At 50.5% G+C, this 13,854-nt stretch carries 14 protein-coding genes; 10 read left to right on the top strand and 4 right to left on the bottom strand.

Features of this window, described 5'->3' with window-relative positions; translation table 11 throughout:
• The first annotated feature begins 441 nt into the window (after nucleotides 1-441).
• From A7E78_RS05385 to A7E78_RS05340, 10 genes are all read left to right on the top strand, one after another.
• Complete coding sequence (locus A7E78_RS05385) at nucleotides 442-3,009, top strand: chemotaxis protein CheA (RefSeq protein ID WP_072283275.1); 2,568 nt, start codon at nucleotides 442-444, stop codon at nucleotides 3,007-3,009.
• 55 nt (nucleotides 3,010-3,064) lie between these two features.
• Nucleotides 3,065-3,928: a CheR family methyltransferase gene (locus A7E78_RS05380; RefSeq protein WP_072283274.1), complete on the top strand. Its 864-nt coding sequence runs from the start codon at nucleotides 3,065-3,067 to the stop codon at nucleotides 3,926-3,928.
• Nucleotides 3,925-4,986 carry a protein-glutamate methylesterase/protein-glutamine glutaminase gene (locus A7E78_RS05375; protein WP_072283273.1) on the top strand — a complete coding sequence of 354 codons (1,062 nt, stop codon included), beginning with the start codon at nucleotides 3,925-3,927 and terminating at the stop codon, nucleotides 4,984-4,986. The genes A7E78_RS05380 and A7E78_RS05375 overlap by 4 nt, the downstream gene beginning before the upstream one ends.
• Entirely contained in the window at nucleotides 4,983-5,471 is a 489-nt protein-coding gene (locus tag A7E78_RS05370; protein ID WP_072283272.1) for a chemotaxis protein CheD, read from the top strand. Before A7E78_RS05375 ends, A7E78_RS05370 begins: the two co-directional genes overlap by 4 nt.
• Before the next feature lie 11 nt (nucleotides 5,472-5,482).
• Nucleotides 5,483-6,346, top strand: coding sequence for an HDOD domain-containing protein (locus A7E78_RS05365; protein WP_072283271.1), 864 nt, complete (start codon nucleotides 5,483-5,485; stop codon nucleotides 6,344-6,346).
• 16 nt (nucleotides 6,347-6,362) lie between these two features.
• The gene (locus tag A7E78_RS05360) at nucleotides 6,363-6,734 is read left to right on the top strand and encodes a response regulator (protein WP_072283270.1); all 372 of its coding nucleotides are present in this window, start codon (nucleotides 6,363-6,365) and stop codon (nucleotides 6,732-6,734) included.
• Nucleotides 6,735-6,748: 14 nt separating this feature from the next.
• A complete protein-coding gene (locus A7E78_RS05355; RefSeq protein WP_072283269.1) occupies nucleotides 6,749-7,210 on the top strand; it encodes a chemotaxis protein CheX in 462 nt (153 codons plus the stop codon).
• Nucleotides 7,211-7,271: 61 nt separating this feature from the next.
• Complete coding sequence (locus tag A7E78_RS05350; protein ID WP_072283268.1) at nucleotides 7,272-7,643, top strand: response regulator; 372 nt, start codon at nucleotides 7,272-7,274, stop codon at nucleotides 7,641-7,643.
• Between the two features lie 14 nt (nucleotides 7,644-7,657).
• Entirely contained in the window at nucleotides 7,658-8,113 is a 456-nt protein-coding gene (locus A7E78_RS05345; protein ID WP_072283267.1) for a chemotaxis protein CheX, read from the top strand.
• Nucleotides 8,114-8,344: 231 nt separating this feature from the next.
• Entirely contained in the window at nucleotides 8,345-9,529 is a 1,185-nt protein-coding gene (locus tag A7E78_RS05340; protein WP_072283266.1) for a hypothetical protein, read from the top strand.
• Nucleotides 9,530-9,545: 16 nt separating this feature from the next.
• Here the strand turns inward: A7E78_RS05340 and A7E78_RS05335 are convergent, their stop codons facing one another.
• The 4 genes from A7E78_RS05335 to amrA all read right to left on the bottom strand — a co-directional run bounded on the left by A7E78_RS05335 (nucleotide 9,546) and on the right by amrA (nucleotide 13,770).
• On the bottom strand, nucleotides 9,546-10,982 hold the full coding sequence (locus A7E78_RS05335) for a sigma-54-dependent transcriptional regulator (protein ID WP_072283265.1): 1,437 nt from the start codon (nucleotides 10,980-10,982) through the stop codon (nucleotides 9,546-9,548).
• Between the two features lie 313 nt (nucleotides 10,983-11,295).
• On the bottom strand, nucleotides 11,296-12,261 hold the full coding sequence (locus A7E78_RS05330; protein ID WP_072283264.1) for a GGDEF domain-containing response regulator: 966 nt from the start codon (nucleotides 12,259-12,261) through the stop codon (nucleotides 11,296-11,298).
• 404 nt (nucleotides 12,262-12,665) lie between these two features.
• Nucleotides 12,666-13,106, bottom strand: a complete 441-nt coding sequence (locus A7E78_RS05325; protein WP_072283263.1) for a hypothetical protein — start codon at nucleotides 13,104-13,106, stop codon at nucleotides 12,666-12,668.
• A 100-nt stretch (nucleotides 13,107-13,206) separates the two neighbouring features.
• Nucleotides 13,207-13,770, bottom strand: coding sequence for an AmmeMemoRadiSam system protein A (gene amrA / locus A7E78_RS05320; protein WP_072283262.1), 564 nt, complete (start codon nucleotides 13,768-13,770; stop codon nucleotides 13,207-13,209).
• Nucleotides 13,771-13,854: the final 84 nt, after the last annotated feature.

Here is a 13,854-nt window from a genome sequence, read left to right as displayed (position 1 = left end):
CTGTTTCTCTGGTTGTTTTTATCTATCTGTGTGAAACATGGTTATGCATGGCCAAAAATTTGACAGCCATTTTATGGATTATGGTTTCTGAGAATCCTGAAGTGGGGCACTGTGCCGCATAAGTGTGGCAATAGTGTGGCATGGGGCTCACTAATGTCACTTGTCACAGAGCAGTATTAATTATCCGCGTGCTTTGAGTAACTTTGAGAAATTTTTGATCAAGCCGATTACAAGGCTGAGAAATCGCTCATTTTAGCCCTTTGCAGGCGTTGTTGTTCTTTCTGAGTTTTTAAACAGTCTTTTGTCTGAAAAAGGTGGTGCGATATTTGTATATAGAAGCGATAGTCTTTAGTGCTGGCAGTTGTCTGTAGCTTGCAGTCGAAAAGACAATGACTTTTTTTATTAATCGATCAAAAAATCCAAGCATTCAGAGAGGGACGAATGAGCGACGATATTTCTTCTGAACAGGCTGAAATTATAAACGAATTTCTCCAGGAAAGCCGGGATATGCTGGACCAGCTCGAGCCGACCATAATCGAGCTGGGACAAAGCTGTCAAAATGTCGACTGTTGGCAGGCCATGTCCTGCGGCAATGATAGTTGTTCGAGGCACAATCAAAATATTGACCATCCCTGCTGGTTGCACACCGGCTTTCTGGAAGAAGGCCAGCAAAGCTGTATGCATTGCACATCGGCGGAAGACTGTCGCTCTTGCGAGGTGTTCGAGTCGATAAATGGGAGTGGCGAGACCATGAATGCCATTTTCCGCCTGTTCCATTCAATGAAAGGCAGTGCTGGCTTTCTGGAGCTGGATAACATCTCCCGGGTTGCCCATCACGCGGAGAGCCTGCTCGATCTGATCCGGGCCGGCAAGGTCAAGATGCAGCCGGAGCACGTTAGTCATCTGTGCAAGGCCTGTGACTTTTCCCGGGAGGCCATGGAGACGGTGGAGGCCGACCTGAATGATCAGGCCATGGCTGAGATCGCTGATGAAATTGCCGCCAGCCTGGAACAGGCCGCGAGCGACGCACTGGCTTTGGCTGCAATAAAGCCTGCGGAAGCTGAAGAAGTAAGCACGGTTCAGGACTCCGATGCTGACCCCTCGGCAGAGGACGAATTGGCGATGCTGATCGGTCCTGAGATGGTGGAAAAGTTCGTTCAGGAAGCCGACGAGTTGTTACAGAATGTCGAAGAGGGGCTGTTGGCCTGGAACGAGGCACCTCTCGATGAAGAGGCGATCGGGTCGCTGTTCCGAAACGCTCATAGTTTCAAGGGCAATTGCGGTTTTTTCGGTTATCGGCATATGGAACAGCTCAGCCATCAAATGGAAACAGTGCTTGACCAGGTTAAAGGCGGGGGGATCTTGCACGGGGACGCACCGGCGGACTGCTTGCTGGAAGCTCTCGATCTGCTGCGGTCTGCTGTGGCCGATATTTCTCAGGGGGGCGCTGGTGAGATAGATGAGCTGGACAGCGCTTTGGCCCAGCTTGAAGCATTGATGACCGGAGAGGCTCCTGTTGCCAAAGAGGAAGAAGCCCCGCTGCTCGGGCAGATCCTGGTCGACCAGGGGGTTGTTGACGAGGAAGCAGTCGATCAGGCTCTGCAAGCACAGGGTAAACCATTGGGGGAAATACTGGTCGAGAAGGGGGTCGCTTCGGAAGAAGCGGTGCGCGAAGCCCTGGAATCTCAGAACAAACCCCTGGGTGAAGTACTGGTCGATATGGGCAAGGCCGAGGCCAAGGCGGTGGAAGAAGCACTTAAGGTCCAACAGAAAGCCGCTCCCAAAAAGGCTGCTAAACCGAAGCAGAGCGCCGTTGTACGCCAGGATATTCGTGTCGATTTGCGCAAATTAGACGATCTGATCAATCTCATCGGCGAAATGGTTATCGCCGAAAATATGTTGGTGCGTAGTCCTGACCTTGAGGGATTGGAACTGGATAATTTCAATAAAGCCTCTCAGCACTTGAGCAAGATCGTACGCGATCTGCAGGAAATGGCCATGATCATCCGCATGATCCCGGTGTCTGGCCTTTTCCGACGCATGATTCGCCTGGTGCACGATCTGTCCGTTAAATCGGGTAAAAAGGTAGATCTTCAACTCTTCGGCCAGGAAACCGAGGTCGATAAGACGGTTATCGAACAAATCTCAGACCCACTGGTGCACCTGTTGCGGAACTCTTTGGACCACGGTCTGGAAACCCCGGACGAGCGCGTGGCCGCAGGCAAACCGGAAAAAGGGGTGGTCAAGCTTTCGGCTCGGCATCAAGAAGGAGAAGTTTGGATAATTGTTGAGGATGACGGTCGCGGCCTGAATCGGGAAAAGATTCTGAAAAAGGCTATCAGCAAGGGATTGGTCGCGGGTGACGGCTCCCAGTTGAGCGACAAAGAGGTGTTCAATATGATCTTCCAGGCTGGTTTTTCAACGGCCGAAAAGATCACCGACGTGTCCGGCCGCGGAGTCGGGATGGATGTGGTTAAGCAGAACCTGGAAAAAATCAAGGGTAAGATCGAGGTGACAAGTAAATTGGGAGAGGGCACCCGGATTACCCTGCGGATTCCCCTGACTCTGGCAATTATCGACGGCATGTTGGTGCGGGTAGGAGAGACTAAATGCATCCTGCCGCTGTTGGCTATTCGCGAGATTTTCCGGCCGACCCCCGATGCGATTACAGTCATGCCTGACGGCATGGAACTTGTGCGGGTACGGGATTGTTTCTATCCGGTGAAGCATTTGTATAAAATCCTGCAAGATACGCCGGATTCTGAACAGGTTGTCGATGGGGTGTTGGTGGTGCTTGAGCATCAGGATAATACCATTTGCCTGCTCGTCGATGAAATTGTCGGTCAGCAACAGACGGTTATCAAAGGCCTAACCGAATATATCGGGAATGTCAGTGTTGCTTCGGGCTGTACCATTCTGGGCAACGGCGAAGTCTGTTTGATTCTGGATGTTGGGCACCTTACCGAAGGGGCTGGACGAGGTCGTCAGCTGCAGGCACAAACCGCTTGAACCAAGTAAACCAGCTTTGAACCAGATAAACCAGCCTTGAACCAAAGGGGGGGGCATGACCACTAGCAGTTCCGATTGTGCAGCTTTAATGCCGATTTCCGATGAGGAATTCGAACTACTGCGGGGACTAATCTACCAGCGTTTTGGAATCAATCTTACCGAACAAAAGAAGTCACTGTTAGTTGGTCGGATGCAAAAGTTGTTGAAAAGATCTGGTTATCCGAATTTCAAAGCTTATTACGAAGATCTGCAAAATGACCAGTCCGAAAAAAAGCTGAGCGAACTGGTAGATCGTGTTTCTACCAACCATACCTATTTCAATCGGGAGCGAACCCATTTCGATTACTTTTCCCAGACTGCCTTGCCCGCTGTGGTTCAGCGGTTGAGAAAGGCTGGAGAAAAAGACCTGAGGGTCTGGTGCGCCGGGTGCTCATCAGGGGAAGAAGCCTATATGCTGCTGATGCTTATGCAGGAGTACTTAGGTAGCGAATACCCCCAGTGGAATTGCGGTTTGCTGGCAACAGATATCTCTTCGCGGGTATTGGACATCGCAGGCAAGGGGGTATACTCGGAAGAAAAAATACAGGCCCTTCCCCAGGCTTTGCGCAACAAATATGTGCGGCCTGCCGGGGACGGCCAATTTGCCTTTAGTGATGCGTTGCGGAAAGAGGCGGTTTTCAGGCGCTTTAACCTCATGAATGAGAGATTCCCCTTTAAAAATCCATTTCATATTATTTTTTGTCGCAATGTCATGATATATTTCGATGCCCCTACCCGTTTGAATTTGGTGAATAAATTCCATAAGTTCATGCATCCTGGTGGGTATCTCTTTATTGGTCATTCGGAAACTCTTGGTCGCCAGCAGGATTTATTCAAGTATCTGGTGCCTGCGGTCTATCAGAAGGAACTTACTTCATGAGTCAAAAGATTCGTGTTCTGATTGTCGATGATTCTGCCTTGGTTCGTCAACTTCTGGCTAAAGGGCTGGGGATGGATCCTGAAATTGAGGTGGTTGGGACGGCCTCTGACCCCTATGTCGCCCGAGACAAAATTGTCCAATTAAAGCCGGATGTAATGACCCTTGATGTAGAAATGCCACGGATGGACGGCGTCGATTTTTTGCGCCGCTTGATGCCGCAATATCCCATCCCCGTACTCATGGTCAGTTCACTGACGCAGCGGGGCAAACAGATTACTCTCGATGCCCTGGATGCCGGTGCCGTCGATTTTGTCGCTAAGCCATCGACCGATCTGGCTCGCGGGTTGGCCGGCATGCTGCAGGATTTGCGTGCCAAGGTAAAACAGACTTCCAAAGCCAATGTTTCCCATTGGAAAAATAAACAGGTGGTTCGATCTGCCCCGTCTGCCAGGGCTCCTCAGGGGGCGCTCGCCGAATCAACCGATAAGGTTATCGCCATCGGTGCTTCGACCGGTGGAACTGAGGCTATTCGGCAAATGGTCACCCAGTTTCCGGTAAGCATGCCCGGGGTGGTTATTGTGCAACACATGCCGGCCGGTTTTACCAAAATGTTTTCCGATCGACTCAATCAACTGTGCGCCATGGAGGTGAAAGAAGCCGAGAATGGTGATCGGATTATGCCTGGGAGAATTCTGGTTAGTCCCGGTGGCCTGCACATGCGGGTGATTCGTTCCGGCGGTATTTACCAGGTGAAATGTGAAGCGGGGGAAAATGTTAGCGGTCACTGTCCATCCGTTGACGTATTGATGAACTCTGTGGCGCAACATGTTGGTAGCAATGCCATCGGAGTTATGCTCACTGGCATGGGATCTGACGGCGCTGCTGGAATGCTTGCTATGCGACAGGCCGGAGCCAGAAATCTGGCGCAGGACGAAGCGACCTCCGTTGTCTTTGGTATGCCTAAGGTGGCCTATGAGCGGGGAGGGGCCGAGCGCCTTTTACCCCTGGACCGTATTGCACCAGCTGTTATCGATTTGCTTTCAGAGCGGAAATCATGAGTGAAATTATATTGGGAATAGGAGATTACGGCGCTGCTAAAAAACCTGGCGGGGTGGTCAAAACGTTTGCCCTGGGGTCCTGTGTTGCGGCTATCGTGCTTGATCCCCGTTCCAACGCCGTCGGGATGGTCCACATAGCTCTACCTGATTCGAGTATCAATGAAGCCAAGGCCCGGCAACGACCCGGATATTTTGCCGATCTTGGTCTGCCTCTGCTGATTCAGGAAATGGCCAAGCTCGGCTCGCCAGCTAATGGTCGCGGGTTGGTTGTTAAGTTGGTCGGCGGCGCTTCGATCATGGACAATAACAACACCTTCAATATTGGTAAACGCAATGTGCTCGCCATAAAAAAGAAACTCTGGGCTTTTGGCCTGGGGCCTGTGGCCGAAGACGTGGGTGGTAACCACAGTCGAACCGTTGCCGTGTTCGCTGATACCGGTAAAGTCATCGTTAATTGCCCCGGGCGAGGGCAATGGGAAGTGTGAGAGAAGGTATTATGAGCAAAATCGTAGACCGCGAGGCCGTTCGCCAGGCGATTGAAAAATTGCCCCTTTTTTCATCTAACGCTCTAGAGTTGCTACAGGTGATTGCCGACCCTGATCATGAACTCGAGGATGTCGTCAAAATTGTCAAATTCGACTCGGCTTTGACCATGCGGGTGCTGAAGGCGGTTAATTCCCCGGTCTATGGTCTGATTAAAGAAGTTTCTTCTATCGATCGGGCTCTCTCCTATCTCGGTGAACGTATGGTCGTCAGCATCGCGGTGCAGGAAAATACCGGCCAGTTGTTGAGCAAGCCTCTTGAAGGCTATCAAGGCGAACAGGGAGATCTCTGGCGCCATGATCTGTTCAGCGCCATCGCTTCACGGGAGGTCGCCCGATATGCCAAAGGAGATTTCGATCTTGACCTGGCCTTTACCGGTGGTCTGCTGCACGACATCGGTAAGTCGATCTTTGCCACATTCTGGAAAGAGTCTTCACAGGAAGCTCTCGGTCAGATTGAACAGGGAGCCGTCAGTGACTACCTGATGGCTGAACAGGACCTTGCCGGGCTCGACCATACCGAAGTCGGTTACGAAATGGCTCGTCATTGGAAGTTGCCCGAATCATTGCAGGCGGTAATACTCCACCACCATCATCCCGCTGAAGCTATCGAGTGCATGCAACCTCTGGTCTATGCCGTACATATTGGTGATATTGTTTCCATGATGGCCGGTTGCAATACGGGAAGTGACGGTCTGAAATATCATCTTGATCCCGGATATGAAGAGTTTTTTGATTTGTCGCCGACTACCCTTGCCGAAATCGTTCTGAACGCCGAAGAGGAATTCAGTAAGGCGGAAGAGTCACTAAGAAGCTAACAGGAGGAATTTAAGAATGAATCGGATCGTCATCGCAGATGACTCAGCAACGGCGCGCATGTTTATTCGTCGTTGCTTGGAGATTGTCGGCCTGGGCGAGGCTACGCTGGTAGAAGCGGAACACGGCCGTGAAGCTCTTTCTCTGCTCAAGGAGGAAGATGCCGATCTGCTGTTGACCGATCTGAATATGCCGGTTATGGATGGAGCGACCCTGCTCAAGTGGGTAAAGAGCAGCCCTCGTTTACACGATCTTCCGGTACTGGTGATCACCAGTGCCGGTAATCCAGCCAAAGAACAGGAGTTGCTTTCTCTCGGAGCTTTTGGCGTTTTGAATAAGCCCGTTTCGCCGGCTGTTCTGATGGACGCCCTTAAGCCGCTACTGTCATGAACAAGGGAGATAATATGTCTGAAAAACTGGAGCGGGATATTTTCAGCGCTTTGTCCACGACCCTTGAGAATATGGCTTTTATGGAAGTGGAACTAGAAGCTGAAGGGGCGCAAACCTATCCTGCAGAGGAGATATTAGTCAGCAGGTTGTTGATTCACGACCCCATTCAGGGCGAGCTTTATCTTGGCATGCCTAAGCTTTTATTGCGAAAAATCGCATCTTCAGTCTATATTATGCCCGAGGAAGAGATCTCCGACCAGATGGTGCTCGATATGGTATGTGAGCTAATCAACACGGTTGCCGGGCTTTTCTTGAACGCATATCTGCCCGGGGATCAAACTTACAGCCTGGGCCTGCCAGAGGAAATTACCGATGGGCAAGAGGACAGTCCGTTTGAAATGAAACGTTGGAATTATCAAGTAGACAACGATTTGTTTTCTCTGGTCTTGGCCGGGGACGGGTTTTTTGATAGCTGAACGGTTTTAACGAGCTTTAGAGTTACATCTTTACCAACCGTCAATCTGAGAGGGGAAAATAATGGGCAAAAAAGTTCTTATCATTGATGATTCTAACACTATGAGAAAAATCGTCACTCGCTCGCTGCGGCAGGCTGGACTCGACTTCGATGCCATTCTGGAGGCCGGCGATGGGCAGGCTGCACTTGATGTTCTGGCTGGCGAAACCGTTGATATTATTCTCAGCGACATCAATATGCCGGTTATGGACGGGATCGAGTTTTTGCGGCAGAAGCAGACCGATGACAAGATCAAGGACATTCCTGTTGTGATGATTACCACCGAAGCTGGTGCGGATATCCTTGATGAAGCCAGGAGCCTTGGCGCTGCCGGTAGCATCAAAAAGCCTTTTACCCCGGACCAGATTCAGGAGACCCTGGGGAGCCTTTTGTGATAAGGAGTTGATCTGTGGACTTGAGCAACAGTATTAGCCAGGCAACCCAGGAAATCTTCCAGACCATGTTGATGATGGAAGCCAGTCCTGGCGAGGCATTGACCGAAAGATCCAATTATTTTGAAAACTCTGTTACCGCCATTGTCGGCATGGCGGGCGCCAGCAAGGGGATGCTGGCTATCCACCTCCCTGAGCCTACGGCGCTGGTCATTACCAGTAGTTTCTTAATGATGGAAGTAACGGAAGTGGACGATGATGTGAAAGATGCCATTGGCGAGTTGGCCAATATGGTGGCCGGTAGTATCAAGTCCGACTTGACGGAACAGGGTCAGGAATTTAAGCTGTCGATTCCTTCGGTAGTGTGCGGTGCAGAGTATGAAATCGATTGCCTCACCGACAGCGAGGGGACATGTATGCCCTTTTCGATTGAGGGAGGAAGCTTTTTGGTGGAGTTCCATTTGCAGAAATAACCGTCCCGTGGGCGAATTTTCTAGTGTCTGATAACTCAGGGCCGGTTGGTTTCAGCAGAGATGAAGCTGATTCGGCCCTGTTTGTATTCCCGGCTGTTTTAAAGGACTTTTGCCGGCTTCAAGGAAAACAGGGTGTTTTGCTTGCCTGTTGGAGGCTGGTAGCCCGGTCCTTCGGCATGTTGTGCTAATAGCACATTGTATGCACATGGATAAATTGATAGAGTTGCGGGTATGGAAATAGATCCGATCATTACAGATGTCCTCGAGGACGTAGGCAGCAAAATCGCAATGGGGCTTGGCGGCATGCTCGGTTGTGAACTGACTTTGCCTGCGCCATCGACTATCCTGACGACCAAAAAGGAATTTTTCGCCAAGACTCGTAAAAAGCAAGTCATGGTGCGCATGATCGTCAGTGGTGACCATGAGGGCGATATTTTTATTTTTTGCCGGCTCAAGGATGCGGTTCAACTGGGTGGCACCCTTATTATGCTGCCACCGGCTGAACTTGAGGAGCGGGTCAAAAAGGAAATTTTTGGCGAAGAAGAAGCCGATTCCTTCGGTGAAATTGCCAATATAGTCTCCGGCGAGTTGTGCTCGGCCTTTGATGAGCTCTATCCGGAAAAGCTCCACTTCAAGATGGATGGCTTGGAATCTATCGTGCCATCAAAAATCAAGATGGATTCGCCGGAACCCTTTCCCCCGGGACTCTATCTGAAGGCTGCCTATCCGGTTACTCTCGATGGTCAGGAACTCGATGAACTGTTAATGATCTTTCCGGCGGCGATGCTCGGAATATCGGTTCCTGAGACCCCGGACTTGGAAGCAGAGGCCAGTGAAGAAACTCCTGCTGTCTCCGAGTCTGCCCCCGGCCGTTTAGTGAACCCGGAAGAAGCTGCGGCTTTGTTGGGTGATCTTTCGCCGGACAGTTCTTCTTCGGCTGGCATCGCTGTAGAGACGACTCCTGAAGCTAAACCGGTTCAGGCCGGACAACCGATCCCGATGGATGAGGAGCCGAACCTTGAAGGGGCAGAACCGGTTATTTTGGTTGTCGCCATCGATGGCAGTTATGGCCAGGAGATTAACTCCATGATCAATGATCATGGCTATAATTCAGCTCTGGTCGACCGCAAAGAAAATTTCAATGATCTATCAAGGTCCCTAAACGGAAGGGTCAAGGGGCTGGTTTTGGCCATGGACGAGATCGGTGATCAGAGCTTTTCCGTTGCGATTAAGGTGCGCACGGCCTTTGGCGAATCGGTTCCCCTGATGGCAACCGGCAGTCAATGGACTCGCAGCAAGGTATTGAAGGCGGTGAAGTATGGGGTCTGTGATATTTTGGTGACCCCGGCGAGTGAAGAAGAGGTGCTTGAGAAAGTTGAAGCCCACTTCAAGGCGGCTCAGAGTATTGCTGTTTGAGAATAGGTAAAGCCGATCAGAAAAGCAGTTCCGCTAGAGAGTCGTCCTCTTCTTTTTTGCGTTTTATTTTCTCGATCAGAGTGGTTCGTTTCAGGTTGAGAAGTTTAGCCGCTTCACGCTTGTTGCCGCCGGTAAGGGTCAGGGCATGGAGAATCAACTTACTCTCAAAACGGCTCACGGCGGAGTTAAAGTCGATTCCTTCGCTGTTGAAAGCCACCTGTTCATCAGAAAAATCGATCACATTCTCCTGCGGGTCTTCTTTTCTCCCCTGTTGGTACTTTTCCGGTAAATCCTTTAAACCCACGCTGTTTCCCGCACAGAAAATTGCCATCCTCTGTACCAGATTTTCCAACTCTCGCACATTGCCTGGCCATGGGTAGCTGAGAAGCGCTTGGATAGCGGGTGGTGAAAAACTTTTCAATCCCTGCTTTTTGTTGCGGTTAGCGATGGCGATAAAGCGTTCGATAAGAAGCGGCACGTCTTCTTTGCGGTCTCGCAGCGGTGGGATCGTGATGGGTACCACATTCAGACGGTAATAGAGATCCTCACGGAACAGGCCATCTTCAACAGCTTGTTCGAGATTGCGATGGGTTGCGGCCACGATGCGTACATCGACCGGAACCGGTTTGATCCCACCGACCGGTTCAAATTCCTTTTCCTGAATAACCCGCAGTAGTTTTGCCTGCAGAGACGGCTTCATATCACCGATTTCGTCTAGAAACAGGGTGCCGCCGTTGCTGTATTGAATGCGCCCCATCTTCGACTGAGCCGCTCCGGTAAACGCTCCCTTGACATATCCGAACAGTTCGCTTTCAAGAAGATCTTCCGGAATTGCTGCACAGTTGACCGGAACGAAATTTTTGCCCCGACGAGGTCCATGGGCATGAACGGCTCGCGCTACCAGTTCTTTGCCCGTCCCGCTTTCGCCTAATATCAGAACGGAAGTAGTTCCTTCTTTGGCAATTTGCTCAATACATTTGAAAAGGTGCTGCATTTTCGGCGAATTGCCGATAATGCCATGAAAACCTTCGGTTTTGCGAATCTTGCTTCCCTGCTGTTCGCCGTCGGTCAACAGTTCGTAATGGGTGAGTGCTCTTGATGTTGCGATGACGGCCTCTTCAGGATTGTAGGGTGTGTTGATGCAAAAAAATGCCCCGGCTTTAAGCGCTTCAACCTGGGCCTCGCGATTTTCAGCGGGGACTCCTGCCAAGACTACAACCTGGGGATTAGCGTTATGGATCTTTTTTAAAAGTTCGATGCCCTTTTTCTGGGGAAGAAAAAGGTCCGTAAAAAGAATGCTGATTTCTTCGTTCTGGGCGATTTCAAGGGCTTGCTCCGGAGTCTTTGCTTCCAACACCAGGCAGTCGTTCCTGTCTCGCAACAGCACTGCAAGATCTTCACGCTTGGAGCTGTCGCCGCTTACCAGGAGAATGCTTCTTAGGGAATCTTGCATCTTGATCTTATCCGTTGGATGAGGAGATGTCTGTTGAAATGGCGGGTAAACCCTCTTGAAAATTGGTTGAGCAAAATCAGCAATTTTGAAACTATAACACTTAATTAGCAACAGGGAGCTATCCTAACAAAACTTACACGCTGAAAAAAGACATTTTTCCACCAAAACTCTCGAAATTGTTCAGGAGAAGTCTCTTGGAGGCCTACAGGGTTGCGCTGATAAAAATTAGAGTCTCGGTTAGCTGGAATGGAAATGACGGCAAGGTTTTAGCTTTTAATGCAGGAACTGAATGGACTGGTTTTTTAGAAACACCCTAGCCAAAAGAATATCTGGCGGCTTTACGCAAGGCAGCAATCGAACGGCGAAGTGCTTGAGGGAAGCTGGAGACTTTGGAGATGGGGCGATGGGAAAGGTGCTTTGTTGCCGACAGGTCCTTGAGAAGGGGCGTTGGGAAAATTTCAGTACGATTGCGTCCCCTGTCTTTGGCACTATAAAGGGCAAGGTCGGCATGTTCTAGTAATTGTGAGGAACTATACCGGCAGTTCATGGTAGTGGACGCGAGGCCGATGCTCACAGTAAGGGGGCAACCAAAATCGTGCCGGGATACGTTTTTTCGCAAGCGTTCGGCGGCAAAAAAAGCTTGGTCGGAGTCGCATTCCGGTAATATTACGGCAAATTCTTCGCCTCCATAGCGGCAAACGATATCCGACTTTCGGCCTGATTTTTTTAACAGTTCGGCAAAACTTTGCAGGACTTGATCCCCGGCCAGATGGCCGTAGTTATCGTTGACAGTTTTGAAATGATCAAGATCTGCAAGAAGCAAGGTCAATGGTCTGCCGGTTCGATGGGCAAGAATTGTTTTTTGCTCCAGGTCCGCATCGAAATAGCCCCGGTTGAAGAGCCCTGTCAAGCTATCTGTTACCGCTTTGCGTGCGAGATTCGCTTCCGAGCGCCGTAAGAGTTCAATGCGATGCTTGTTGTTGAGGTGCCAGCCAATTTGTACAGCAGCTTCTCGGCAAGATTGATCGAGGGAGAGGCAGTCACTAGCACCAAGTTCCAAGGCCTTGATACGGTTCTTTTGAAGGTTGGATTGGCTAAAAAGCAGCAGGGGTATATCGCGCCATTCGTCACGTTCCCCTAGCTTGAGTAATAAGGAGGACAACTCTGAAGCGACGCTCGGGTAAGGGCAACAAACAATGTCAATGCGTTGCTCCAGCGCCTCAGCTGTCTGTTGATCAGTAGTACAATGGATGGCATGTTTGAAAAGCCCGGTAGCCATAACAGTGCTCGCAATTTGGCTTGCCCCACTATTAGACGGACTAACGATCATGACAACATTTTCCATTGATACAACCCTCATGATGAAAGCATGTGGAATTTATATAGCAGTTTGTTACGCTTTTCTCGACATTCTTAAACATCAAAGTTAAACAGCAAAGACAATGCCAACTGGAACGGGACTGTTTATGCAAGTGTTTCAGGAAGTGGGCTCTTTGAAAAAGCTATATAAACAAGGGTGTTAGTCGCGCAGTGTTGCCTCTGGTCTGATTTTGGAATCAAGGGTAGATCGGGCCAAAATATTGACTGTAAGCGTTTTAACACCTGTTCCCGGTTTGTCTTTTGGGGTCAAATTAACCCTTGGTCAAAGAAATGACTGGGCTTCGTCTGGTGAGGAAGGGGGGATTAGGCGTGAAAGTCGATACGGGTCGGGAGGGCAGCAGCCTCATTGGTGTTCAGCGAATCTTTGCTGCCGTAGATGGCGCGGACCAGGTGTCGAGTAGTGGGCGACTCTTCGTGGGTTTGTTGTGAGGTGGAACTGGTTGCTGACGGGGAGTAAGGAAGTGCCAACCGCTCGGAGGGTTGTTGGGCAGGAGAGTGGGTAGCGGAGGCTAAAGCGTTTGTTGCTTTATCTCGTGAGTCATTGGCAAGAGAAATAGATTCGCTGGAGAGGGTAAGGCGGTCACTGTCCTGCAGTACCCCTATTTTTTCCCGGTTGCCAGCCTGTTCCCGAGTTAAAGTGCGGGAGCGGCTTGTGCCACCTTGTTCAAGTGTTTGGGCCGGGGATGATGCTTGAGGGGCGAACAGCCCCGAGATCAAGCTTCCCAGGTCTTTGGCAATGTTCATTGAACCACGCTCCGGTGAATACCTGCAATTTACTTCAACACTATATCATAATGCCTGATCAGCAAGGCACTTTGAGTTTCTCAATGCGTTCATTGGGGCGCTAACGATGAGAACAAGTTTCTTTCATTATCTGGGCGGTAAAGAGATAAATGTCACAATCTTCGGCCTGCCATGCATCCTTGGGCAGGCCGGCTTTGTGGCAAGTGTGTTGCAAAAAGCGTTCACGATCCCATTTCTGCTCCACGGCAACCTGGGGCAATAGAACGCCCCTTTGCCCATCTTTTTCAAGGTAGATGCCGTGCAGTCCGACAACGATATCGCTCGGTTCGTTTGTTTTGAGCAGAGGGGAGAGAACTGAAATCTCAACAGAAAAACTGTCGAGATCCTCTATTCGCATGGGATAAAAGCGGGGATCTTCCGTTGCAGCGGCGACGGCCATGATGGCAACCTCTCTGCAAAGTGGCCGATCCGAAGTGAAGGTGCCGAGGCAGCCCCGCAACTGGCCTTCTTGGGACAAGGTTACAAAGCAACCCCTCTGCTGGTTGAGTGATTCTTCCTTGCACTCCGGTTCAATCAACTTGCCCATGCGCAGGTGGCTGGTAATGGCTTCCCGGGCTATGCCGAGGAGTACGGTCTGTTCCTGTTTGGTTAATGCTGTGCCCATGAGGCATCCTGATAGAGGTTTGGGGTCTTTTCGCAAACTAACCAGGGAACCATTGAAAAACCGGCCGGCTCATAACGAGACCGG

The organism is Syntrophotalea acetylenivorans (genome assembly GCF_001887775.1).
GTDB lineage: Bacteria > Desulfobacterota > Desulfuromonadia > Desulfuromonadales > Syntrophotaleaceae > Syntrophotalea_A > Syntrophotalea_A acetylenivorans.
This window is presented reverse-complemented; position numbering and strand designations above follow the sequence as displayed.

Excerpts from the sequence above, each read along its gene's own strand:
- amrA (WP_072283262.1), bottom strand. The coding sequence starts at position 13,770 with ATGGGCACAGCATTAACCAAACAGGAACAGACCGTACTCCTCGGCATA.
- A7E78_RS05350 (WP_072283268.1), top strand. The coding sequence starts at position 7,272 with ATGGGCAAAAAAGTTCTTATCATTGATGATTCTAACACTATGAGAAAA.
- A7E78_RS05325 (WP_072283263.1), bottom strand. The coding sequence starts at position 13,106 with ATGAACATTGCCAAAGACCTGGGAAGCTTGATCTCGGGGCTGTTCGCC.
- A7E78_RS05380 (WP_072283274.1), top strand. The coding sequence starts at position 3,065 with ATGACCACTAGCAGTTCCGATTGTGCAGCTTTAATGCCGATTTCCGAT.
- A7E78_RS05335 (WP_072283265.1), bottom strand. The coding sequence starts at position 10,982 with ATGCAAGATTCCCTAAGAAGCATTCTCCTGGTAAGCGGCGACAGCTCC.
- A7E78_RS05375 (WP_072283273.1), top strand. The coding sequence starts at position 3,925 with ATGAGTCAAAAGATTCGTGTTCTGATTGTCGATGATTCTGCCTTGGTT.
- A7E78_RS05365 (WP_072283271.1), top strand. The coding sequence starts at position 5,483 with ATGAGCAAAATCGTAGACCGCGAGGCCGTTCGCCAGGCGATTGAAAAA.
- A7E78_RS05385 (WP_072283275.1), top strand. The coding sequence starts at position 442 with ATGAGCGACGATATTTCTTCTGAACAGGCTGAAATTATAAACGAATTT.
- A7E78_RS05370 (WP_072283272.1), top strand. The coding sequence starts at position 4,983 with ATGAGTGAAATTATATTGGGAATAGGAGATTACGGCGCTGCTAAAAAA.
- A7E78_RS05340 (WP_072283266.1), top strand. The coding sequence starts at position 8,345 with ATGGAAATAGATCCGATCATTACAGATGTCCTCGAGGACGTAGGCAGC.
- A7E78_RS05360 (WP_072283270.1), top strand. The coding sequence starts at position 6,363 with ATGAATCGGATCGTCATCGCAGATGACTCAGCAACGGCGCGCATGTTT.
- A7E78_RS05330 (WP_072283264.1), bottom strand. The coding sequence starts at position 12,261 with ATGGCTACCGGGCTTTTCAAACATGCCATCCATTGTACTACTGATCAA.
- A7E78_RS05355 (WP_072283269.1), top strand. The coding sequence starts at position 6,749 with ATGTCTGAAAAACTGGAGCGGGATATTTTCAGCGCTTTGTCCACGACC.